Source organism: Pseudomonas sp. LS44, from assembly GCF_024730785.1.
GTDB lineage: Bacteria > Pseudomonadota > Gammaproteobacteria > Pseudomonadales > Pseudomonadaceae > Aquipseudomonas.
Genome location: NZ_CP102830.1, coordinates 3,565,998 through 3,587,336 on the forward strand (window position 1 = coordinate 3,565,998; position 21,339 = coordinate 3,587,336).

Below are 21,339 nucleotides of genomic sequence, written 5' to 3' on the forward strand. Positions count from 1 at the left end.
CCTCGCCTTTCGCAATCCATTGGATCCGCGGGATCCGCGTCTCAGTCAAAACTGGGAACAATGTTGGCCTTTTCGATGGAATCGATCGGCAACAGATATTCATGTTCATCAACTAACACAACTACGTCCTGCTCCTCCGTCCCACGAAGAAGCCCCTGAAAGTTGCGCCGCCCGTCATAGGGCGAGCGCAGCTTGATCTTCACCTGCTCGCCAACATGCGCGGCAAACTGTTCCAGAGTGAACAGCGGCCGATCGATGCCAGGAGAGGAAACTTCGAGGGTGTACTCGCTGCTGATCGGGTCCTCGACATCGAGAACGCCGCTCACTTGACGACTGACAATCTCGCAGTCGTCAACCAAGATGCCGTTGGCATGATCGATATAAACGCGCAGCAGGGAGTGTCGCCCCTGGGAAAGAAACTCGATACCCCAGCATTTATAGCCAAGGGCCTCGATCACGGGGGCCAACAAGGCCTGCAACTCTTCTAGCTTGCTCGACACCTGAGCCTCTCGTGTGCTGTGCAAATAAAAAATGGGCGAAACGCCCATCCCTTTGAATCACCAATAATTTTGGCGACAACTATATCCAGCTAACAAAAAGCCCCTAAAAAGGGGCTCCGCTACAACTGGTTGCGGGATTGGATGAACCAACAACCTCTGGATCACGCGCAGAGCGAACCGTCAGACCACCTCGCCCAGCGCTAAAGCCGGGGCCGAAGTATACGTCTCCAAACCCTGATGGGTCAATCAATCCTCCCGCGAACAAGAAAGCCCGCAACTGCGGGCTTTCTTGTTAATTGGTACCGAGGAGGGGACTCGAACCCCTACAGCCTATGGCCACTACCACCTCAAGGTAGCGTGTCTACCAATTCCACCACCTCGGCAAAACTGTTTACTTCTGCTCCGGAGCTTTCGGCACATCGACTGAATCACCAGTCGCCTGCTTATGCTCTTCGAGCACCGGCACATCATCAGTAGCCGGTTTTTGTTGCGGAATTTCAAGCACTGCCGGATCAGGCAAACCTACTTGCGTCAATGCTTGAGCCTTTTCCTTAGCAAAGTAGCCTAAGCCCAAGCTAGTAATGAAAAAAGCGGCCGCAAGTATAGCAGTAAAGCGACTGAGAAAGGTAGAGGAACCTTGACTGCCAAAAACAGTGGCCGAAGCACCCGAACCGAAAGAGGCACCAGCATCCGCACCCTTTCCTTGCTGCAACAGCACCAGCACCACCACACAGAGCGCTGCCAACAGATGCAAAACCACCACTACAGTTTCCAGCATTTTCTTCAGCTTCCTGCGGCGCGACAGATCGCACCGAACTCATCCGCATTCAAAGAGGCCCCACCAATGAGCCCCCCATCGATATCCGGCATGCCGAACAACTCAGCCGCATTGGCCGCCTTCACGCTGCCGCCATACAAAATTCTTACACCGCGCGCGACCTCTGCATTTTCGGTCGCCAATTGAGCGCGCATCGCCGCATGCACGTCCTGCGCCTGCTGCGGCGAAGCCGTCAACCCAGTGCCAATAGCCCAGACCGGCTCATAAGCCACTACGGCTGACGTGAATGCACCAACGCCCAACTCTTCAATCACGCTACCAAGCTGACGCCCGACAATCTCAAGCGTTCTGCCGGCTTCGCGCTGCGCCTGCGTCTCACCGACACAGAGCACCGGTATCAGCCCGCAAGATTGCGCTGCGGCAAACTTACGACTCAGCAACTCATCCCGCTCGCCCAAAATAAGGCGACGCTCAGAATGCCCCACCAACACCAACGTACAACCTGCATCAGCCAACTGACTCGGCGCTATTTCGCCGGTCAGCGCACCCTGCATAGGCTCAACCGCGCAGTTCTGTGCACCGACGGCAATTGACTTACCTTCGAGCCCAGCCATGACCTGATTGACATACAAGCAGGGCGGAAAAACCGCCACATCAACACCACTCGGCAAAGCCAAATGACGAAGACCTTTGATCAGCTCTGCGACGCTGGCGCGGGTACCGTGCATTTTCCAGTTACCAGCTACCAGGGGGCGACGCATGCCTTACCTCGTCGATCAAAGTGGGCGCAGATCTTACCCAAGAGCCTAAGCACTGGCAAGCGGTTAGGCGCAGACCTCAGATACTACTTTAGCCAACTCATTGGCATAGCCGCGCACTTGCGATTCGTCATCGCCTTCAACCATTACCCGCACCAACGGCTCGGTACCCGACTTGCGTAGCAATACCCGACCCCGCCCCTTCATCTGCTCTGTGACTCGCGCACACGCATCCTTGACTGCGGGATGGGTAAGGGGATCCGAACCCCCACCGAAACGTACATTCACTAATATCTGAGGGCACTTGCGCACTGCCTGGCGAGCCTCCGCGAGATTTTGATCACGACGCTTAAGCGCCAGCAAAACCTGCAGCGCGGCGATGATCGCATCACCCGTGGTGGTGTGCTGGAAACACACCAGATGGCCGGAATTTTCTCCACCGATCTGCCAGTCGCGCTCGAGCAGCTCGGCAACCACATATCGATCCCCGACCTTTGCCCGCACGAACGGAATGCCCAGATCGGCCAAAGCCAATTCAAGTCCGAGGTTACTCATTTGCGTACCAACAACGCCACCCCGGAGCTTGCCGCGCTCTAGCAGGTCGCGCGCAATAATGAACAATAGCTCGTCGCCATCCACCACCGCCCCGGCATGATCAACCATCAAAACCCGATCGGCGTCACCATCGAAGGCAATGCCGATGTCGGCTTGCTCGCTGAGCACCGCGGCTTGCAAGGATGCAAGGTGCGTCGAACCGCACTCCGCGTTGATGTTCAAGCCATTGGGCTGCGCACCCAGCACCGATACCGTGGCACCCAGCTCGCGAAAAACGCTCGGTGCCACTTTGTAGGCCGCACCGTGCGCACAATCGATCACCATCTTCAAACCAGAGAAGCTGGTGTTACTCGGAACGCTGCCTTTGCAAAACTCGATGTAACGCCCCGCTGCATCGTTGATGCGCGAGACTTTTCCCAAATTAGCCGATTCGACCACGGTCATGGGCGCATCGAGCAACTCCTCGATCATCCGCTCAATCTCATCCGGCAGCTTGGTACCTTGCCCGGAAAAGAACTTGATGCCGTTGTCATCATGCGGATTATGGGAGGCACTGATGACGATGCCCGCCTGCGCCTGGAAAGTACGGGTCAGATAAGCAATCGCAGGGGTTGGCATCGGCCCAAGCAGCATGACATCGGCGCCCGCAGCGGAAAGGCCCGCCTCCAACGCCGACTCGAACATATAGCCGGAAATCCGTGTGTCCTTGCCAATCAATACTCGGCATGCGCCTTGACGACGAAATGCCATACCGGCCGCCCAACCGAGCTTGAGGACAAAATCAGGAGTAATCGGATACTCGCCCACTCGGCCGCGAATTCCGTCGGTGCCAAAATATTTTCTACCCATAACTACTCCGCCTTTCTTATTCGGCCGCCTGCACAGCGGCAATCATCCTTACCGTATCCACAGTCTCGGCCACATCATGCACACGCAGAATGCTGGCACCCTTGATAACTGCCAGGGCCGCCAGAGCCAAACTGCCATACAACCGCTCATTCACTTCCCGCCCAATCACCTGGCCAACCATGCTTTTGCGCGAGACGCCCACTAAAAGCGGCCGACCGAGCGCATGGAGCGACTCAAGATGCCTGAACAAACTCAGATTGTGCTTGAGGGTCTTGGCAAAGCCGAAGCCAGGATCAAGGATCACCCGCTCACGTGAAATCCCCCTCGCCTCGCAAGCCACTAAGCGCTCCGCAAGGAAATCTCGCACATCATCGAGTAGGTTCGTGTAGTACGGATCCTGCTGCATGGTGCTCGGCTCGCCGCGCATATGCATCAGACACACCGGCAAGCCAGTAGCCGCCGCCGCATCCAAGGCGCCATCGCGCTGCAGCGAGCGGACATCATTGATCAATCCAGCTCCCAGTCGCGCCGCTTCGCGCATCACTGCAGGCGTAGAAGTATCCACCGAGATAATTACATCGAGCTCAGCCGCAATAGCTTCGACAATCGGCGCTACCCGCTCCAACTCCTCGATTGGCGAAACCTCACGCGCACCTGGGCGCGTCGATTCGCCACCCACATCAATCAGACTGGCACCTGCCGCAACCATTGCAGCAGCATGCCGTAGCGCTTGATCGAGGCGACTGAAACGACCACCGTCGGAGAAAGAGTCGGGGGTAACATTGAGGATACCCATCACTTGCGGATGGCTCAAATCAAGAAACCGGCTACCACACGGCAGCCGGTCAGGATGTTGCTTAAGGGACATGGAAAGCCTTAGATCTCTGCAGCCGGGCCACCGATGGGCTTCTCGGACAGATCGATCTCACTCTCGCGACTAACAGGCTTGCCAGCGTCATCATCGCCACCTTGCCAATCGCGCGGCTCACGCGGCTCACGACCGGACATAATGTCGTCGATCTGCTCAGCATCGATAGTTTCGTATTTCATCAACGCGTCGGCCATAGCATTGAGCTTATCGCGATTCTCATCCAACAAGCGCTTGGCGGTGCCGTAGCAGTGATCGATGATGCTGCGTATTTCCAGGTCGATCATCTTCGCCGTGTCGGCCGAGATATTGCTGTGTTGGGTCCCCATGCTGCGCCCGAGAAATACTTCACCCTCCTCTTCGGCATACATGAGCGGGCCGAGTTTCTCTGACAACCCCCACTTGGTCACCATGTTCCGCGCGATTTGGCTGGCGCGCATGATGTCGTTGGAGGCGCCGGTGGTTACACCATCGAAACCCAAGGTCATCTCTTCAGCGATACGACCACCGTACAGCGAGCAAATCTGGCTGGTCAGCGCGCGCTTGGACAGACTGTAGCGATCCTCTTCGGGTAGGAACATGGTCACACCCAGAGCACGACCTCGCGGGATGATCGACACCTTGTAAACCGGATCATGCTCGGGCACCAAACGTCCGACGATCGCATGCCCAGCCTCATGAAACGCGGTATTGAGCTTTTCTTTCTCGGACATGACCATGGATTTGCGCTCGGCGCCCATCATGATCTTGTCCTTGGCCAGCTCGAACTCCTTCATTTCAACGATGCGCTTGCTCGCACGCGCGGCGAACAACGACGCTTCATTGACTAGGTTAGCCAAGTCAGCACCGGAGAACCCCGGCGTGCCACGGGCGATCACCGCCGGTTTGACGTCATCGCCGACCGGCACCTTGCGCATGTGAACCTTGAGAATTTGCTCACGACCACGGATGTCCGGCAAACCGACCACCACCTGGCGATCGAAGCGGCCCGGACGCAGCAACGCCGGATCCAGCACATCGGGACGGTTGGTGGCCGCGATGACGATGATCCCATCGTTCATCTCAAAGCCGTCCATCTCTACCAGCAACTGGTTAAGGGTCTGCTCGCGCTCGTCATGACCGCCACCCATGCCGGCACCACGATGGCGACCAACGGCATCGATCTCGTCGATAAAAATGATGCACGGCGCATGCTTCTTGGCCTGTTCAAACATGTCACGCACACGGGAGGCGCCGACACCGACGAACATTTCCACGAAGTCCGAGCCGGAAATAGTAAAGAACGGCACCTTCGCTTCGCCTGCAATGGCCTTGGCCAGCAAGGTTTTACCGGTCCCGGGCGGGCCAACCATCAACACACCGCGCGGAATTCGGCCACCCAAACGCTGGAACTTGCCCGGATCCCGAAGAAACTCAACAAGCTCGCCAACTTCTTCCTTGGCCTCGTCACAACCGGCGACGTCAGCCAGGGTGGTCTTTACCTGATCCTCAGAAAGCAGGCGCGCCTTGGACTTGCCAAAGCTCATCGGACCACCTTTACCACCGGCACCGCCCTGCATCTGGCGCATGAAGAACATGAACACCGCGATGATCACCAGAATCGGGAAGCTGGCGACCAGCAATTGCGTCCAGATGCTCTGCTGCTCAGGCTTTTTGCCTTCGACGACCACGTTGTTATTGATCAGATCACCGATCAAGCCGCGATCTTCGATCATCGGCCGCACAGTGGTGAACGGCTTGCCGTCAGTACCGATGCCACTAATGTTGTAACCGTCGACGGTCACGCGCTGCACGCCACCCTCTTTCACCTGCTCGATGAATTGCGAGTAGTTGAGCGTCTGCGGCTCGCTCGGGCTGGAGAAGTTGTTCATCACTGTCACCAAGACAGCGGCGATGATCAGCCACAAGATCAGATTCTTTGCCATGTCGTTCAATTAGCTACCCTCTGAAGCAGCCCGCGTCCCGAAACGCGGCCTGCATACTGGCTGGTTGTTTACCTGCCTAACTTACTACAAACGCCCACCCCGGGCAGGCGCGGTCTGTAACCCTTTATGAGGCAGTTCCGCCTTGTCAGACCGAAGCAACGCTCCTTTGTTTCACTCTAGTCCGCCGCGGAAACCGCGGGCGAGCATATTGCTCGCGTGAACGGTCACGCGACGACAGGGGTTTGCGCATCTGTACCTTGTCGAATAATTCACGAACCTGCCTGTGGTAAACATCGAAGCCTTCGCCTTGGAAGATCCTGATCAGGAAGTCGCCTCCCGGACGCAACACGCGGCCGGCGAGATCCAGAGCCAGCTCGCAGAGAAATATCGCGCGCAGCTGATCGGCGGCCCTTACTCCACTCATATTGGGGGTCATATCTGAAATCACAAGGTCTACAGGTTTACCACCGACAGCATCGAGGACTTGCATGAGCATCGCATCCTCGGTGAAATCACCCTGAATGAAGGTCACATCAGGGATGCTGTCCATTTCCAAGATATCGGACGCGATCAGCGTGCCTTTGTCACCGATCACTCGACTGGCGACTTGCGACCAGCCGCCTGGCGCAGCGCCGAGGTCGATCACGGTCATACCAGGCCGCAAGATGCGGTCCTTCTCCTGAATCCCCAGCAGTTTATAACTGGCACGCGAACGATAACCGCCCTTCTGCGCCATTTTGACGCAAGGGTCGTCGAAGTGCTCTTTCAGCCAACACTGGCTGGTTTTGGAGCGGGCCACGGGATACCTCGTGATTAGCTGGGCGGTTACCGGGCGCTCGGGTAAACTGGCCGCCGTTTTAACAGATCGGACGCAGGGGTCAGATTATGCCGCTCACTCAGGAGCAGAAGAAACAATACAAATCTATTGGCCACCATCTGAAACCGGTATTGATCGTGGCGGACAATGGCTTGACCGAAGGAGTGATCGCCGAACTGGATCGAGCGCTCAGCGATCACGAACTGATCAAAGTGCAGCTGCGCATCACCGAGCGCGAAGACCGTCTCGCGGTCATCGCCGAACTGTGCAAAGCCGGGCGCGCCGAACTGGCGCAAGTCATCGGCAAAATGGCTCTGCTGTATCGCAAAAATCCCAAGCCGAACAAAAACCTGTCCAACATCAGCCGCTTCAGCGGCATGTAAGCCAAGCACTGGCGCGCGTCTAGCGCGCCCTGCTTCCTGGCACTGGCTGCAGCACGAGCAGCAAACCGCACAACGCCACCACCAGATAATTGAACAGCAGCCAGCGCATGGCCTGCGGCGCTACGGTGTGGACGACGAAATACACCGCCGTCATGACCAGCACTGTCAGCAGCAACTGCGCACGGGTATCGCTGCGCATGCCACGCGTACCGAGCGTCGGCCACAGCACCAGCATTTGCAGCAGCGCGCAAAACGCGGCGAAGCCCATCAGCAGCGGATTCAAGGTATTGGCGACTTCGTCGATCAGCAGCGGCGCCAGACCCATCTTGGTCAAGGCCGGCAGCATAACGAAGTGCAACAGCCACAGGCCGCCGACCCAGAATGTCTGGGCCAGTTGCCAGCTGATCATGGCCGCCTTGGACGAGCGACGATTAAAGATGGCGGACTTCGACAATCTCGTACTCAACCAGACCGCTCGGAGTTTTCACCGCCACCACATCGCCCTCTACCTTGGCAATCAGCGCACGTGCGATGGGTGAGCCTACGGAAATCTTACCCAGCTTGATGTCCGCTTCGTCTTCACCAACGATCTGATAGGTCACGCTTTCGTCGGTCTCGACGTTGGCGATCTCCACGGTAGTGCCGAAGATCACCTTGCCGGTGTGCGCAATGCTCGTCACATCGATTACCACCGCATTCTGCAGGCGACCTTCGATATCGCGAACTCGCGCTTCGACCATTCCCTGCTGCTCGCGGGCAGCATGGTACTCGGCGTTTTCCTTGAGGTCGCCGAGCTCACGCGCGGTGCCGATATCCTGACTGAGCTTCGGCCGTACGATCTTGGTCAGATGCGCCAATTCGTCCTCCAGGGCGCGAGCGCCCTGAACGGTCATAGGGTATTTAGTCATCCTTTGATTCCTGCATGGAGATCCTGCAGCCGGCGCACGGTCTTCTCTGGACCAAACTTAAGCGCCTCACAGATCGCCTGACCACCTGCCAACGTGGTGGTGCAGCAGATCTTGTGCTGCAGGGCATTGCGACGAATGGAGTAGGAGTCCGCGATCGACTGACGGCCTTCGGTGGTGTTGATGATCAGCGTGACTTCGTCATTTTTGATCATGTCGACCACATGCGGACGACCTTCGGTCACCTTATTGACGCGGCGCACCGGCAGGCCGGCGGCCTCGATGATTCGCGCGGTACCGGCAGTGGCCACTACCTCGAAGCCCAGCTCGACCAGATCGCGAGCGACCTGCTCGACCATCGGCTTGTCATCCTCACGGACGCTGATGAACGCGCAACCGCTGGTCGGCAGGATTTCGCTGGCACCCAGCTGAGCCTTGGCGAATGCTTCGGCAAAGCTGTCGCCGACGCCCATTACTTCACCGGTGGACTTCATTTCTGGGCCGAGGATCGGGTCGACGCCCGGGAACTTGGCGAACGGGAATACCGCTTCCTTGACGCTGTAGAACGGCGGAATGATTTCCTTGGTGAAGCCAATTTCTTTCAAGGTCTTGCCCGCCATCACGCGTGCGGCGACCTTGGCCAGCGACTCGCCGATGCACTTGGAAACGAACGGCACGGTCCGCGAGGCACGTGGGTTGACCTCGATGACGAAGATGTCCTCACCCTGCACGGCCATCTGCACGTTCATCAGACCGACCACGCCGAGCTCCAGGGCCATTTTCTTGACTTGGTCGCGGATCTCGTCCTGGATATGGGCCGGCAGCGAGTACGGCGGCAGCGAGCACGCCGAGTCACCGGAGTGCACGCCAGCCTGCTCGATGTGCTGCATGATCGCGCCGATTACCACATCGGTGCCGTCGCAGACCGCGTCGATATCCACTTCGATGGCGCAGTTGAGGAAGTGATCGAGCAGCACCGGGCTGTCGTTCGAGACCTGCACCGCTTCACGCATGTAGCGCTTGAGCTCGTCTTCTTCATAGACGATCTCCATGGCGCGGCCGCCCAGTACATACGACGGGCGCACCACCAGCGGATAACCGATGACCTTCGAGGCACGAATCGCCTCTTCTTCGCTGCGCGCCGTGGCGTTGGCTGGCTGACGCAGGTTCAGGCGCTGGACCATCTGCTGGAAACGCTCGCGGTCTTCGGCGCGGTCGATGGCATCCGGGCTTGTGCCGATGATCGGCACGCCGGCTTCTTCCAGGGCGCGGCACAGTTTCAGCGGGGTTTGCCCGCCGTACTGCACGATCACGCCTTTCGGCTGCTCGACGCGGACGATTTCCAGCACGTCCTCCAGGGTCACCGGCTCGAAGTACAGGCGATCGGAGGTGTCGTAGTCGGTGGAGACAGTTTCCGGGTTGCAGTTGACCATGATGGTCTCGTAACCGTCTTCACGCATGGCCAGTGCCGCGTGTACGCAGCAGTAGTCGAACTCGATGCCCTGGCCGATACGGTTAGGACCGCCGCCGAGAATCATGATCTTGTCGCGCGACGACGGATTGGCCTCGCACTCTTCCTCATAGGTCGAGTACATGTAGGCGGTGTCGGTGGCGAACTCGGCGGCGCAGGTGTCGACGCGCTTGAATACCGGCAGCACTTTCAGCTTGTGACGATGGCTGCGCAGGTTCTTCTCGGTAACGCCAAGCAATTTGGCCAGACGCGCATCGGAGAAACCTTTGCGCTTGAGCTTGCGCATCAGATCGGTGTCGATGCTCGACAGGCCGAGGGTTTGCACCTTCGCCTCGTCCTTGACCAGATCTTCGATCTGCACCAGGAACCATTCGTCGATGTTGGTCAGCTCAAACACCTCCTCGACGCTCTTGCCGGCGCGGAACGCGTCGGCCACGTACCAGATGCGCTCGGCGCCCGGCACGGTCAGTTCGCGCTTGAGGATGTGTTCGCTGTCCGGATTGCTCAGGTCGAGCTTCGGATCGAAGCCGTTGACGCCGACTTCCAGGCCGCGCAGGGCTTTCTGCACCGACTCCTGGAAGGTCCGGCCGATGGCCATGACTTCACCGACAGACTTCATCTGAGTGGTCAGGCGGGCATCGGCCTTGGGGAATTTCTCGAAGGCGAAACGCGGAATCTTGGTAACCACGTAGTCGATCGCCGGTTCGAAGGACGCCGGGGTACGACCGCCGGTGATGTCGTTCTGCAGTTCGTCGAGGGTGTAGCCGACAGCCAGCTTGGCGGCGATCTTGGCGATCGGGAAACCGGTGGCCTTGGAGGCCAGCGCCGAGGAACGCGACACCCGCGGGTTCATCTCGATGACGACCATGCGCCCGGTGTCCGGGCAGATGCCGAACTGCACGTTGGAGCCGCCGGTTTCTACGCCGATCTCGCGCAGGACCGCCAGCGAGGCATTACGCAGGATCTGGTATTCCTTGTCGGTCAGCGTTTGCGCCGGAGCGACGGTGATCGAGTCGCCGGTGTGCACGCCCATCGGATCGAAGTTCTCGATGGTGCAGACGATGATGCAGTTGTCCTTCTTATCGCGGACCACTTCCATCTCGTACTCTTTCCAGCCGATCAGCGATTCGTCGATCAGCAGTTCCTTGGTCGGCGACAGGTCCAGACCACGGGCGCAGATTTCCTCGAACTCTTCACGGTTGTAGGCGATGCCGCCGCCGGTGCCGCCCATGGTGAAGGACGGACGGATGATGCACGGGAAGCCGACTTTATCGAGCACACCATAGGCTTCGTCCATGCTGTGCGCGATCCCGGAAACCGGGCAGGCCAGGCCGATATCTTTCATCGCCTTGTCGAAGCGCGAACGGTCTTCGGCCTTGTCGATGGTGTCGGCGTTGGCGCCAATCATCTCGACGCCGAACTTGGCGAGCACGCCATGGTGCTCGAGGTCCAGCGCGCAGTTCAGCGCAGTCTGGCCACCCATGGTCGGCAGCAACGCATCCGGGCGCTCCTTCTCGATGATCTTGGCCACGGTCTGCCATTTGATCGGCTCGATGTAGGTGGCGTCGGCCATCGACGGGTCGGTCATGATGGTGGCCGGGTTGGAGTTCACCAGGATGACGCGGAAACCTTCTTCCTTCAGCGCCTTGCAGGCCTGGGCGCCGGAATAGTCGAACTCGCAGGCCTGGCCGATGACGATGGGGCCGGCGCCGAGGATCAGGATACTTTTGATGTCTGTACGTTTTGGCATGTCTTTTACTCGAATCCTTGGGTCAGTCGGCAGGCTTAGCGGCGCGCGGCCATGGCTTCGATGAAGCGGTCGAACAGCGGGGCGACGTCATGCGGGCCAGGACTGGCTTCCGGGTGACCCTGGAAGCTGAAGGCGACTTTGTCGGTCCGCTCGATGCCCTGCAGGGTGCCATCGAACAGCGACTTGTGAGTGGCGCGCAGGTTGGCCGGCAGGCTCGCCTCGTCCACGGCAAAACCGTGGTTCTGGCTGGTGATCATCACCACGCCGCTGTCGAGGTCCTGGACCGGGTGGTTGGCACCATGGTGGCCGGTGCCCATCTTCACTGTTTGCGCACCGGAGGCCAGGGCGAGCAGCTGATGGCCGAGGCAGATACCGAAGATCGGGATCTCGGTTTCCAGCACATCTTTGATTGCCTGGATCGCGTAATCGCACGGCTCAGGATCGCCAGGGCCGTTGGACAGGAACACACCGTCTGGATTCAGCGCCAGCACGTCGCTGGCCGGAGTTTGCGCCGGTACCACAGTCAGTCGGCAGCCGCGCGCGACCAACATGCGCAGGATGTTCAGTTTGACCCCGTAGTCGTAGGCGACCACGTGGTATTTCAGATCGGCTGCGGGGATTTCCGGGTGGCTGTCGCTCTCCAGATTCCACACACCGGAACGCCATTCGTATTGCTCGCTGGCGCTGACCACTTTGGCCAGGTCCATGCCTTTCAGACCCGGGAAGCTGCGGGCCAGCTCGAGCGCTTTCTCTTCTGTCGCGTCGTCGCCAACCAGGATGCAACCGTTCTGCGAGCCTTTTTCGCGCAGGATGCGGGTCAGACGGCGGGTATCGATACCGGCGATGGCAACGGTACCGTTCTCCTTCAGGTAATCGGGCAGCGACTGTTTGCTGCGCCAGTTGCTGGCAATCAGCGGCAGATCGCGGATGATCAGGCCAGCGGCCCAGACGCGGTTCGCCTCGGCATCCTCGGGCGTGGTACCGGTATTGCCGATATGCGGGTAGGTCAGGGTTACGATTTGCTGGGCGTAGGAAGGATCGGTGAGAATTTCCTGATAGCCGGTCATGGCAGTGTTGAACACCACCTCGCCGATGGTATGACCATCGGCACCGATGGCTTCGCCGCGAAAGATGCTGCCGTCGGCAAGGGCGAGTATGGCTGGCTTAGTCAAGAAGACCTCCCGTAATCAAGGCATGGAGCAAACGCAGTTTGAAAAAAAGCGGGATGACGTTCGAACCGTCACCCCGCTTTTTTATTTGAGTCATTCTGCGTAACTTTTAGTGGATACACTAAAGCGGGCAGCTTACAGAAAAACCCCTTTTTGGTCTACCGCCATCATGACCGACGGGCGTATCTCAACGTAGACCGAGCACATCCTGCATGTCGTACAGGCCCGCCTGGCGCCCTTCCAGCCACAACGCCGCACGTACCGCACCCTTGGCGAAGGTCATCCGACTGGAAGCCTTATGGGTGATCTCCACCCGTTCACCGTCCGCGGCAAACAGCACGGTATGATCCCCAACGACATCACCGGCGCGCACTGTGGCAAAACCGATGGTCTCGCGCTGGCGAGCGCCGGTCTGCCCCTCACGACCATAGACCGCGACTTGTTGCAGATCGCGTCCTAGCGCCTGCGCCACCACTTCACCCATGCGCAGCGCGGTGCCGGACGGCGCATCGACCTTGTGGCGGTGATGCGCCTCGATGATTTCGATGTCGACATCGTCGCCCAACACCCGTGCCGCGGTATCCAGCAACTTCAGGCACAGATTGACGCCAACGCTGAAGTTGGCCGCGAAGACGATCGGAATCTCTTTGGCCGCCTCACTCAGGCGCTGCTTTTCCTCGACGGAAAACCCGGTGGTACCGATGACCATGGCCTTGCCGGCCTTACGGCAGACGTCCAGATTCTTCAGGGTTACCGAGGGATGGGTGAAATCGATCAAGACATCAAGCTCATCGACCACCCGCTCGATATCCGCCGACAATGGCACGCCGATCCGCCCGATCGCGGCCAGCTCGCCCGCATCCGCACCCACCAGCGTGCTGTCCGGACGGTCGACCGCCGCCGTCAAGCCGGCGCCTTCGGTCTGCTGGATTGCCTCGACCAGAGTCTTGCCCATGCGCCCAGCGGCGCCCATCACTGCAATACGTCGCATATCGTTCAGCTCCTAGCCGCACGCCGCGCCCATTCGGGAGCGCAGCACGCACCGCTCAATCAAACATCGCCAAAGAAGCGTTTGACACCTTCGAACCAGCCACTGGCTTTGGGCGAGTGAGAGTTGTCACCCTGCAACGAACTCCGGAACTCCTCGAGCAGTTCGCGCTGGCGACGATCCAGATGCACCGGCGTTTCCACCGCGACCCGGCACATCAAATCACCCGCGGCACCGCCACGCACTGGCGCCACGCCCTTGCCGCGCAGGCGGAACAGCTTGCCGGTCTGGGTGCCCTCGGGAATTTTCAACTTCACCCGCCCATCCAGGGTCGGCACTTCCAACTCGCCGCCCAATGCCGCATCGGCAAAGCTGATCGGCACATCGCAGTACAGATGCTTGCCGTCGCGCTGGAAGATCGAATGCTCACGCACATTGACGACCACATACAGATCGCCAGCCGGACCACCGTGGGCGCCCGCCTCGCCTTCGCCAGACAAGCGGATCCGGTCGCCAGTATCGACTCCAGCCGGGACTTTGACCGACAGGGTCTTGTGCTCTTCGACCCGCCCCTGGCCGTGACAAGCACCACACGGGTCGCTGATCATCTTGCCGTTGCCATGGCAGCGCGGACAGGTTTGCTGGACCGAGAAGAAGCCCTGCTGCATGCGCACCTGGCCGATACCGCCGCAGGTGGTACAGGTCACTGGGCTGGTGCCTTTCTTGGCGCCCGAGCCCTCGCAAATTTTGCAATTGACCAGGGTTGGCACGCGAATGGTCACCGTCGTGCCGCGTACGGCCTCTTCCAGATCCAATTCGAGGGTGTAGCGCAAATCGCTGCCGCGCTGCATGCCGCCGCGCGAACCGCCACGACCGCCGCCGAAGAAGTCGCTGAACACATCACCGAAGATGTCGGAGAAATTGGCGCCGCCACCAAAGCCCGCGCCGCCACCCATCTGCGGGTCGACGCCGGCATGACCGTATTGATCGAAGGCCGCGCGCTTACTGGCGTCGGACAGCACTTCGTAGGCCTCGTTGGCCTCTTTGAATTTCTCTTCCGACGCTTTGTCGTCGGGATTGCGGTCGGGGTGATGCTTCATCGCCAGGCGTCGGTAAGCCTTTTTCAGCTCCACCTCGCTGGCGCCGCGCTCGACACCGAGCACTTCGTAATAATCGCGTTTGGCCATAACTCATCAACACCTTTAATTCGTCTACCCCAGACACGCCAACGCGGGAGAGAACTCCCGCGCGGCGGATCTTGTCCGCCGAAGCCAGGCTTCAGCGGACAGGGCGAAAGTAAACCGGCGGCTTACTTGTTGTCCTTGACCTCTTCGAACTCGGCATCGACCACATCGTCGGCGCCGCCTTTCGACTCATCCGCTGCATTCGCGGCATCCGCGCCTTGCGGCTGCTCGGCGTACATCTTCTGCGCCAGCGGTGTGGTGGCTTCGGACAGGGCATTCATCTTGGCCTCGATGGCCGCCTTGTCGTCACCCTTGACCGCGACTTCGAGCTCGCCAAGGGCTTTCTCGATGGCAGCTTTCTCGTCTGCGGTCGCCTTGTCGCCCGCTTCGGTGACCATCTTGCGAGTGGCATGCACCAACGCGTCGCCTTGGTTGCGCGCACCGGCCAGCTCTTCGAACTTGCGGTCTTCCTCGGCGTTGACTTCGGCGTCACGCACCATCTGCGCGATTTCATCCTCGGACAGACCGGAGTTGGCCTTGATCACGATCGACTGAGTCTTGCCGGTCGCCTTGTCTTTCGCGCCGACGTGCAGGATACCGTTGGCGTCGATGTCGAAGGTCACTTCGATCTGCGGCACACCGCGCGGCGCCGGCGGGATCTCAGCCAGGTCGAACTTGCCCAACGACTTGTTCTGCGCGGCTTGCTTGCGCTCGCCCTGCAGTACATGGATGGTCACGGCGCCCTGGTTGTCATCAGCCGTCGAGAACACCTGCGACTTCTTGGTCGGAATGGTGGTGTTCTTTTCGATCAGCGCAGTCATCACGCCGCCCATAGTTTCGATACCCAGGGTCAGCGGGCTGACGTCGAGCAGCAGCACGTCCTTGACGTCGCCAGCCAGTACCGCGCCTTGAATGGCGGCGCCCATGGCCACGGCTTCATCCGGGTTGACGTCCTTGCGCGGCTCTTTGCCGAAGAAGTCGCTCACCAGCTTCTGTACCAGCGGCATGCGGGTCTGGCCGCCGACCAGGATCACATCGTGAATCGCGCCCGCGTCGATACCGGCATCCTTCAAGGCGATGCGGCACGGCTCGATGGTGCGCTGCACCAGGTCTTCGACCAGCGATTCCAGCTTGGCGCGGGAAATCTTCACGTTCAGGTGCTTCGGACCGGACGCATCGGCAGTGATGTACGGCAGATTGACGTCGGTCTGCTGCGCCGAGGACAGCTCGATCTTGGCCTTCTCAGAGGCTTCTTTGAGGCGCTGCATGGCCAGCGGATCGCCCTTGAGGTTGATGCCGCTTTCTTTCTTGAATTCGTCGACCAGGTAGTCGATCAGGCGGATATCGAAATCCTCACCACCGAGGAAGGTGTCACCGTTGGTGGCCAGCACTTCGAACTGATGCTCGCCGTCGACTTCGGCGATCTCGATCACCGACACGTCGAAGGTACCGCCGCCCAAGTCATAGACGATCACGGTGTGGTCGCCCTTGGCCTTGTCCATGCCGTACGCCAGCGCAGCCGCAGTCGGCTCGTTGATGATGCGCTTGACGTCCAGACCGGCGATGCGGCCGGCGTCTTTGGTGGCCTGACGCTGACTGTCGTTGAAGTAGGCCGGCACGGTGATCACCGCTTCGGTGACCGGCTCGCCGAGGTAGTCTTCGGCGGTCTTCTTCATTTTTTTCAGGACTTCGGCGGAAATCTGTGGCGGGGCCATTTTCTGCCCTTTGACTTCCACCCACGCGTCGCCGTTGTCGGCCTTGGCGATTTTGTACGGGACCATCTGGATGTCTTTCTGGACCACTTCTTCGTCAAAACGACGACCGATCAGACGCTTCACCGCGTACAGAGTGTTGTGCGGGTTGGTTACCGCCTGACGCTTGGCGGACTGGCCGACCAGAATTTCGCCATCATTGGTGTAGGCGATGATCGACGGCGTGGTGCGCGCGCCTTCAGCGTTCTCGATAACCTTGACGTTGCCGTTTTCCAGAATGGAGACGCAGGAGTTGGTAGTCCCCAGGTCGATACCGATAATTTTGCCCATTTCACTCTCCCGAAACTTGGTTTTGGCCGCGGCCCGCATCGCGGACCCCGGCAGCACTAATTCGCTTGCTTAACAGATGGGGGCCTGATCGCCGATTTCAAGCTTGCTCATTGATCGAAGGTGGCGTACCCGCTGGCGCCTTGCTGACCACCACCATGGCGGGGCGCAGCAGGCGACCGTTAAGCAGATAGCCCTTCTGGAACACCTTGAGCACGCTACCCGGCTCTACGTTGGTGCTTTCCTGCATGGCCATCGCCTGATGGTGCTCGGCATTGAACGGCACACCATGCGGATCAATCGCCTCCAGCTGGTAGCGCTTGAGGGTGTCGTGGAACAGCTTGAGGGTCAGCTCGATCCCTTCGCGAACCGGCTTGAGCGCTTCGTCGTCAGGATTCGATAGTTCCAGGCCACGCTCCAGACTGTCGATCACCGGCAGCAAATCGCCGGCAAACTTCTCCAGGGCGAATTTGTGCGCTTTCTCAACGTCCTGCTCGGCACGCCGGCGCACGTTTTGCAGATCGGCGACAACGCGCAGCGACTGATCCTGGGCCGCCGCCAATTGTTCCTCCAGCACCTGCACGCGGGTCGCGAGCTCATCGCTCGCCGCCTCGGCTGCGGGTTCTACTTCGGGATTCTGGTTATCCAGGATCTGTTCTTCAGCCATGCGTTCCTCCTTAACTAGAGTCTCTTCGCGGGGAATAACCCACTGTTCTGTCCGCCTATATGGGGGCGCAATTTTTCGCTTCAAGTGCAATGCACGGCTTGTCAGGCAGAAAACCACTACTGTATAAATACCCAGCAAAGACCTCTCAGGGGATCGTCATGCTGGTTCATCTCTCTATCCACAACTACGCCATCGTCGAACATCTCGACCTCGAACTGGATCGCGGCATGAGTGTGATTACCGGCGAAACCGGTGCCGGTAAATCGATCATGCTCGACGCCCTGGGCCTGGCCCTGGGCGATCGCGCCGACAGTGGCGCAGTGCGGCCGAGCGCAGACAAAGCCGATATCCTGGCCAGCTTCGATCTGCATGCCATCCCCGAGGCGCGTGCCTGGCTCGCCGAGCGCGACCTGGACATTGACGGTCCGTGCATCCTGCGCCGCGTCATCACCGCCGAAGGTCGTTCGCGTGGCTATATCAATGGCTCGCCCTGCCCACTCGGCGACCTCAAGGCGCTCGGCGAGCTGCTGATCGACATTCACAATCAGCACGAACACCAGTCGCTGCTGAAGCCGGAGACCCACCGCCGCCTACTCGACGAGTACGCCGGCAGCCAGGAGCTCGCTCGCCAGGTGCAGTTGGCCGCGCAACGCTGGCGGCAAACGCGCCAGGAGCTGGAACGCATTTCCAGCGCGGGTGACGAGCAGCGTGCTCGCCATCAATTGCTTAGCTATCAGCTGGAAGAACTGGACAATCTGGGGCTCGGCGAAAACGAGCTGGATCAGCTGGAGCAGGAACACAAAACCCTGGCCAACGCCGAACGACTCCTCGGCGCCTGCCAGCAAGTCCTCGAACAATGCAGCGAAAACGACGCCGGCAATGTGCTCTCAGCACTGACCGGCAGCCTGCAGCGCTTGACCGCTTTCCAGCATCAACCCGGCGCACTGAGTGAAGCGGCCAATTTATTAGCCAGCGCGCAAATTCAGGTCGAAGAGGCAGTCGGCGAACTCAAGCGCTTTCTCGATCATTTCGATGCCGATCCGAAGCGCCAGCAACTGATCGAAGAGCGGCTCGACAGCATCTACACCTTGGCGCGCAAGCACCGCATCCAGCCCGGCGAGTTGGCCGCCTTGCAACAGCAACTTTTCGAAGAGCTGGAAGGCCTGAATGCCGACGATCAGGCCGGTGAACGCCTGACCGACGAGCTGGCCGCCTTTGCGCGCCACTATCAGGAAAAAGCTGACCAACTCAGCGAGCAGCGCCAACAAGCAGCGGCCACCCTAGCCATTGCGGTAGAGCGCGAAATGCAGCAGCTGGGCATGCCCGGCGGCCGCTTCAATATCGAACTGCGCCCCTTAGAGGCCCAAGAGCCACACCCCATCGGGCTCGAACTGGTTGAATTCCTGGTCAGCGCCAACCCGGGTCAACCGCCTAAATCCCTGGCCAAAGTAGCCTCGGGCGGCGAGCTGTCACGCATCAGCCTGGCCATTCAGGTCATCACCGCGCAGACCTCGCGAGTTCCAACCCTGGTGTTCGACGAGGTGGACGTCGGCATCGGCGGCCCCACTGCCGAGGTAGTAGGCCAACTGCTGCGACGCCTGGGCGAACGCGGCCAAGTACTGACCGTTACCCACCTGCCGCAAGTTGCCGCCCAGGGCCATCAACATCTGTTCGTGCACAAGGCCCGCGAGGTCGACGCCACTCACACCGCTGTGGCAAAACTGGATACCGGCGGGCGCATCGAGGAAATTGCCCGCATGCTCGGCGGCCTCGACCTCACCGATGAGTCGCTGGCTCACGCACGCAAAATGGTCAGCAGCGCCAACTCTTGAGAGAAAGCAAAAAGGCGACCCTCAGGTCGCCTTTTTAGTTGCCACAATCGGTAAAAAACCGACTTATCTCTTCTTGCGTACGTACAACACCAGATTGTGATCGACCAATTCGAAACCGTGCTCTTTGACGATTTCTTTCTGGCGCTTTTCGATCTCGCTGTCGAAGAATTCGATCACTTCGCCGCTATCGACGCACACCATGTGATCGTGGTGGCCACCGTCGGCCAATTCGAAGACTGCGTGCCCGCCATCGAAGTTATGACGCACCACCAGACCTGCGGCCTCGAACTGGGTCAATACCCGGTAAACAGTCGCCAGACCAACATCCTCACCAGCCTCCATCAGTGCTTTGTAGACATCTTCCGCACTCATGTGGCGCTGCCCGGTGGAGTCGAGCATTTGCAGAATTTTGACCCGCGGCAGGGTCACTTTCAGGCCAGCTTTGCGTAGTTCGCTATTTTCAACCATGGTGAGCTTTCTCGTGGCGGCTGGTTCGCAGCAGCCTTCAATACGGGTATGATCGGTGGTCAAGTTGCCCAGCCAAGATAGTGGAAGTCACCCACCGATGCAAAACACCAAGCTCATGCTGACTGGTCTCACCCTTGTGGGACTGCTCGCACTCGCCGGCTGTTCGTTCCCCGGGGTTTACAAAATCGACATTCAACAGGGCAATGTCGTTACACAAGACATGATAGACCAGTTGAAGCCCGGAATGACCCGTCGGCAAGTGCGGTTTATCATGGGCAATCCGCTGATCAGCGACACCTTCCACGCCAATCGTTGGGACTACCTGTACAGCATCCAACCTGGTGGCGGCCAGCGCCAGCAAGAGCGCATGAGCGTCATCTTCAGCGACAACGACCAGTTGGCCGGCCTCTCAGGCGACTTCATGCCGGGCGTCAGCCGCGACCAAGCAATCCTGGGCCAGGATGGCACCGTCACCCCGGCGCCGCAGGCCCAGCCCAGCGAAGCGCCAAAGGCTGAAGAACCGGCCAAACCCGGCTCAACCCTTGAGCAGATTCAGCGCGATGTCGATCAGATCGAGACCAATCCGGTGCCGATTCCCGAGCCGCTGGACACCTCGCCCCAGTAAAGCTCAGGCATAAAAAAGCCCGGCCAAGTGCCGGGCTTTTTTATGCCTCGATAGTTACTTATTGGCCTTCGCCTGGGCCGCCCGCGCGGCGCGTTGTTTACGCACTTCCTTTGGATCGGCAATCAACGGCCGGTAGATTTCCACCCGATCGCCCTCCTCAACCAAGCGCTCGTCGGGTTTCGCCACCGCCTTGCCAAAAATGCCGAGCGGACAATTTTGCAGATCGAGGCCAGGGAATTGTGCCTCCAGCCCAGAGCGCATCACCACCTCGCACACCGTCGCACCATAAGGCACATTCAAGCGCAGCAGAACCTGCTTCTCCGCTAGGGCGTAGACGACTTCTACCGCGATGACTTTCTCCACCAGATCAACCGTATAACTGCTTGGCACGCTGGCAGAAGGCATCTACCAGGGTATTGGCCGCCTGATTGAACAACGGCCCGAGGGTGGCCCGCACCAGCGGCCCCGCGTAATCGAAGGATAGATCCAAGCTGATCTTGCAGGCCTTATCGGTCAGCGCCTTGAAATTCCACAGGCCATGCAGCTCGGTGAACGGTCCTTCCACCAGATTCATCTCTATCCGCTCCCCAGCCAACAAAACGTTGCGCGTGACAAACTGCTGGGAAAATCCGGCCTTCGCGATCGACAAGCGCGCCAGCATATGCGTATCACTGGCCTCAAGCACCTCGGTTGTCGAACACCAGGGGAGAAATTGCGGATAGCTCGCGACATCGTTGACGAGCTCAAACAGCAGCCGCGCAGGATAAGGCAGCAAAGCGGAGCGTTGGATGTGGGTGCTCATGTATTT

20 protein-coding genes, 1 tRNA gene and 1 pseudogene are annotated in these 21,339 nt (G+C 59.4%); 3 read left to right on the forward strand and 19 right to left on the reverse strand.

The genetic code is table 11. From position 1 onward, the window contains the following. Positions 1–41: 41 nt before the first annotated feature. The 8 genes and pseudogenes from rimP to rlmE form a co-directional block, all read right to left on the reverse strand. The gene (gene rimP / locus NVV93_RS15965; protein ID WP_258251626.1) at positions 42–500 is read right to left on the reverse strand and encodes a ribosome maturation factor RimP; all 459 of its coding nucleotides are present in this window, start codon (positions 498–500) and stop codon (positions 42–44) included. A gap of 297 nt (positions 501–797) precedes the next feature. Continuing rightward, positions 798–883, reverse strand: a tRNA-Leu gene (locus NVV93_RS15970). A gap of 8 nt (positions 884–891) precedes the next feature. Further along, the gene (secG, locus tag NVV93_RS15975; protein ID WP_258251627.1) at positions 892–1,278 is read right to left on the reverse strand and encodes a preprotein translocase subunit SecG; all 387 of its coding nucleotides are present in this window, start codon (positions 1,276–1,278) and stop codon (positions 892–894) included. Between the two features lie 5 nt (positions 1,279–1,283). Beyond that, positions 1,284–2,039: a triose-phosphate isomerase gene (gene tpiA, locus NVV93_RS15980; protein WP_258251628.1), complete on the reverse strand. Its 756-nt coding sequence runs from the start codon at positions 2,037–2,039 to the stop codon at positions 1,284–1,286. Positions 2,040–2,102: 63 nt separating this feature from the next. Beyond that, positions 2,103–3,440, reverse strand: a complete 1,338-nt coding sequence (glmM, locus tag NVV93_RS15985; RefSeq protein WP_258251629.1) for a phosphoglucosamine mutase — start codon at positions 3,438–3,440, stop codon at positions 2,103–2,105. A 16-nt stretch (positions 3,441–3,456) separates the two neighbouring features. Beyond that, the gene (gene folP, locus NVV93_RS15990) at positions 3,457–4,308 is read right to left on the reverse strand and encodes a dihydropteroate synthase (protein ID WP_258251630.1); all 852 of its coding nucleotides are present in this window, start codon (positions 4,306–4,308) and stop codon (positions 3,457–3,459) included. Positions 4,309–4,316: 8 nt separating this feature from the next. Then, positions 4,317–6,233, reverse strand: a complete 1,917-nt coding sequence (gene ftsH / locus NVV93_RS15995; RefSeq protein ID WP_258251631.1) for an ATP-dependent zinc metalloprotease FtsH — start codon at positions 6,231–6,233, stop codon at positions 4,317–4,319. 171 nt (positions 6,234–6,404) lie between these two features. After that, positions 6,405–7,032: pseudogene (gene rlmE / locus NVV93_RS16000) on the reverse strand (23S rRNA (uridine(2552)-2'-O)-methyltransferase RlmE). An 86-nt stretch (positions 7,033–7,118) separates the two neighbouring features. Between rlmE and yhbY the strand changes: the two are divergent. Next, the gene (yhbY, locus tag NVV93_RS16005; RefSeq protein WP_258251632.1) at positions 7,119–7,433 is read left to right on the forward strand and encodes a ribosome assembly RNA-binding protein YhbY; all 315 of its coding nucleotides are present in this window, start codon (positions 7,119–7,121) and stop codon (positions 7,431–7,433) included. Positions 7,434–7,452: 19 nt separating this feature from the next. Here the strand turns inward: yhbY and NVV93_RS16010 are convergent, their stop codons facing one another. The 8 genes from NVV93_RS16010 to grpE form a co-directional block, all read right to left on the reverse strand. Next, positions 7,453–7,842 (reverse strand): DUF4149 domain-containing protein, encoded by a 390-nt coding sequence (locus NVV93_RS16010; RefSeq protein ID WP_258251633.1) that lies wholly within the window; start codon positions 7,840–7,842, stop codon positions 7,453–7,455. 22 nt (positions 7,843–7,864) lie between these two features. Next, a complete protein-coding gene (gene greA, locus NVV93_RS16015; protein WP_258251634.1) occupies positions 7,865–8,341 on the reverse strand; it encodes a transcription elongation factor GreA in 477 nt (158 codons plus the stop codon). After that, the gene (gene carB / locus NVV93_RS16020) at positions 8,338–11,559 is read right to left on the reverse strand and encodes a carbamoyl-phosphate synthase large subunit (protein WP_258251635.1); all 3,222 of its coding nucleotides are present in this window, start codon (positions 11,557–11,559) and stop codon (positions 8,338–8,340) included. Before carB ends, greA begins: the two co-directional genes overlap by 4 nt. 35 nt (positions 11,560–11,594) lie before the next feature. Next, positions 11,595–12,731 (reverse strand): glutamine-hydrolyzing carbamoyl-phosphate synthase small subunit, encoded by a 1,137-nt coding sequence (gene carA, locus NVV93_RS16025; RefSeq protein ID WP_258251636.1) that lies wholly within the window; start codon positions 12,729–12,731, stop codon positions 11,595–11,597. Positions 12,732–12,915: 184 nt separating this feature from the next. After that, a complete protein-coding gene (dapB, locus tag NVV93_RS16030; RefSeq protein WP_258251637.1) occupies positions 12,916–13,719 on the reverse strand; it encodes a 4-hydroxy-tetrahydrodipicolinate reductase in 804 nt (267 codons plus the stop codon). 59 nt (positions 13,720–13,778) lie between these two features. Beyond that, positions 13,779–14,903, reverse strand: coding sequence for a molecular chaperone DnaJ (dnaJ, locus tag NVV93_RS16035; protein ID WP_258251638.1), 1,125 nt, complete (start codon positions 14,901–14,903; stop codon positions 13,779–13,781). A 122-nt stretch (positions 14,904–15,025) separates the two neighbouring features. Then, on the reverse strand, positions 15,026–16,942 hold the full coding sequence (gene dnaK, locus NVV93_RS16040; protein WP_258251639.1) for a molecular chaperone DnaK: 1,917 nt from the start codon (positions 16,940–16,942) through the stop codon (positions 15,026–15,028). Positions 16,943–17,039: 97 nt separating this feature from the next. Beyond that, positions 17,040–17,606, reverse strand: coding sequence for a nucleotide exchange factor GrpE (gene grpE, locus NVV93_RS16045; RefSeq protein WP_258251640.1), 567 nt, complete (start codon positions 17,604–17,606; stop codon positions 17,040–17,042). Between the two features lie 158 nt (positions 17,607–17,764). Here grpE and recN point away from each other — a divergent pair, with 158 nt between their 5' ends. After that, entirely contained in the window at positions 17,765–19,438 is a 1,674-nt protein-coding gene (gene recN, locus NVV93_RS16050) for a DNA repair protein RecN (protein WP_258251641.1), read from the forward strand. A gap of 63 nt (positions 19,439–19,501) precedes the next feature. On the opposite strand, the gene fur is transcribed toward recN, so the two are convergent. After that, a complete protein-coding gene (gene fur / locus NVV93_RS16055) occupies positions 19,502–19,906 on the reverse strand; it encodes a ferric iron uptake transcriptional regulator (protein WP_258251642.1) in 405 nt (134 codons plus the stop codon). Between the two features lie 97 nt (positions 19,907–20,003). Here fur and NVV93_RS16060 point away from each other — a divergent pair, with 97 nt between their 5' ends. Continuing rightward, on the forward strand, positions 20,004–20,531 hold the full coding sequence (locus NVV93_RS16060) for an outer membrane protein assembly factor BamE (RefSeq protein ID WP_258251643.1): 528 nt from the start codon (positions 20,004–20,006) through the stop codon (positions 20,529–20,531). Between the two features lie 54 nt (positions 20,532–20,585). On the opposite strand, the gene NVV93_RS16065 is transcribed toward NVV93_RS16060, so the two are convergent. Beyond that, on the reverse strand, positions 20,586–20,936 hold the full coding sequence (locus NVV93_RS16065) for an RnfH family protein (protein ID WP_375162894.1): 351 nt from the start codon (positions 20,934–20,936) through the stop codon (positions 20,586–20,588). Next, positions 20,899–21,333 (reverse strand): type II toxin-antitoxin system RatA family toxin, encoded by a 435-nt coding sequence (locus NVV93_RS16070; protein WP_258251644.1) that lies wholly within the window; start codon positions 21,331–21,333, stop codon positions 20,899–20,901. The genes NVV93_RS16065 and NVV93_RS16070 overlap by 38 nt, the downstream gene beginning before the upstream one ends. Between the last annotated feature and the right edge of the window lie 6 nt (positions 21,334–21,339).

Excerpts from the sequence above, each read along its gene's own strand:
- dapB (WP_258251637.1), bottom strand. The coding sequence starts at position 13,719 with ATGCGACGTATTGCAGTGATGGGCGCCGCTGGGCGCATGGGCAAGACT.
- NVV93_RS16070 (WP_258251644.1), bottom strand. The coding sequence starts at position 21,333 with ATGAGCACCCACATCCAACGCTCCGCTTTGCTGCCTTATCCTGCGCGG.
- recN (WP_258251641.1), top strand. The coding sequence starts at position 17,765 with ATGCTGGTTCATCTCTCTATCCACAACTACGCCATCGTCGAACATCTC.
- NVV93_RS16065 (WP_375162894.1), bottom strand. The coding sequence starts at position 20,936 with ATGCCTTCTGCCAGCGTGCCAAGCAGTTATACGGTTGATCTGGTGGAG.
- grpE (WP_258251640.1), bottom strand. The coding sequence starts at position 17,606 with ATGGCTGAAGAACAGATCCTGGATAACCAGAATCCCGAAGTAGAACCC.
- dnaK (WP_258251639.1), bottom strand. The coding sequence starts at position 16,942 with ATGGGCAAAATTATCGGTATCGACCTGGGGACTACCAACTCCTGCGTC.
- ftsH (WP_258251631.1), bottom strand. The coding sequence starts at position 6,233 with ATGGCAAAGAATCTGATCTTGTGGCTGATCATCGCCGCTGTCTTGGTG.
- dnaJ (WP_258251638.1), bottom strand. The coding sequence starts at position 14,903 with ATGGCCAAACGCGATTATTACGAAGTGCTCGGTGTCGAGCGCGGCGCC.
- greA (WP_258251634.1), bottom strand. The coding sequence starts at position 8,341 with ATGACTAAATACCCTATGACCGTTCAGGGCGCTCGCGCCCTGGAGGAC.
- glmM (WP_258251629.1), bottom strand. The coding sequence starts at position 3,440 with ATGGGTAGAAAATATTTTGGCACCGACGGAATTCGCGGCCGAGTGGGC.
- NVV93_RS16060 (WP_258251643.1), top strand. The coding sequence starts at position 20,004 with ATGCAAAACACCAAGCTCATGCTGACTGGTCTCACCCTTGTGGGACTG.
- tpiA (WP_258251628.1), bottom strand. The coding sequence starts at position 2,039 with ATGCGTCGCCCCCTGGTAGCTGGTAACTGGAAAATGCACGGTACCCGC.
- secG (WP_258251627.1), bottom strand. The coding sequence starts at position 1,278 with ATGCTGGAAACTGTAGTGGTGGTTTTGCATCTGTTGGCAGCGCTCTGT.
- fur (WP_258251642.1), bottom strand. The coding sequence starts at position 19,906 with ATGGTTGAAAATAGCGAACTACGCAAAGCTGGCCTGAAAGTGACCCTG.
- carB (WP_258251635.1), bottom strand. The coding sequence starts at position 11,559 with ATGCCAAAACGTACAGACATCAAAAGTATCCTGATCCTCGGCGCCGGC.
- NVV93_RS16010 (WP_258251633.1), bottom strand. The coding sequence starts at position 7,842 with ATGATCAGCTGGCAACTGGCCCAGACATTCTGGGTCGGCGGCCTGTGG.
- folP (WP_258251630.1), bottom strand. The coding sequence starts at position 4,308 with ATGTCCCTTAAGCAACATCCTGACCGGCTGCCGTGTGGTAGCCGGTTT.
- yhbY (WP_258251632.1), top strand. The coding sequence starts at position 7,119 with ATGCCGCTCACTCAGGAGCAGAAGAAACAATACAAATCTATTGGCCAC.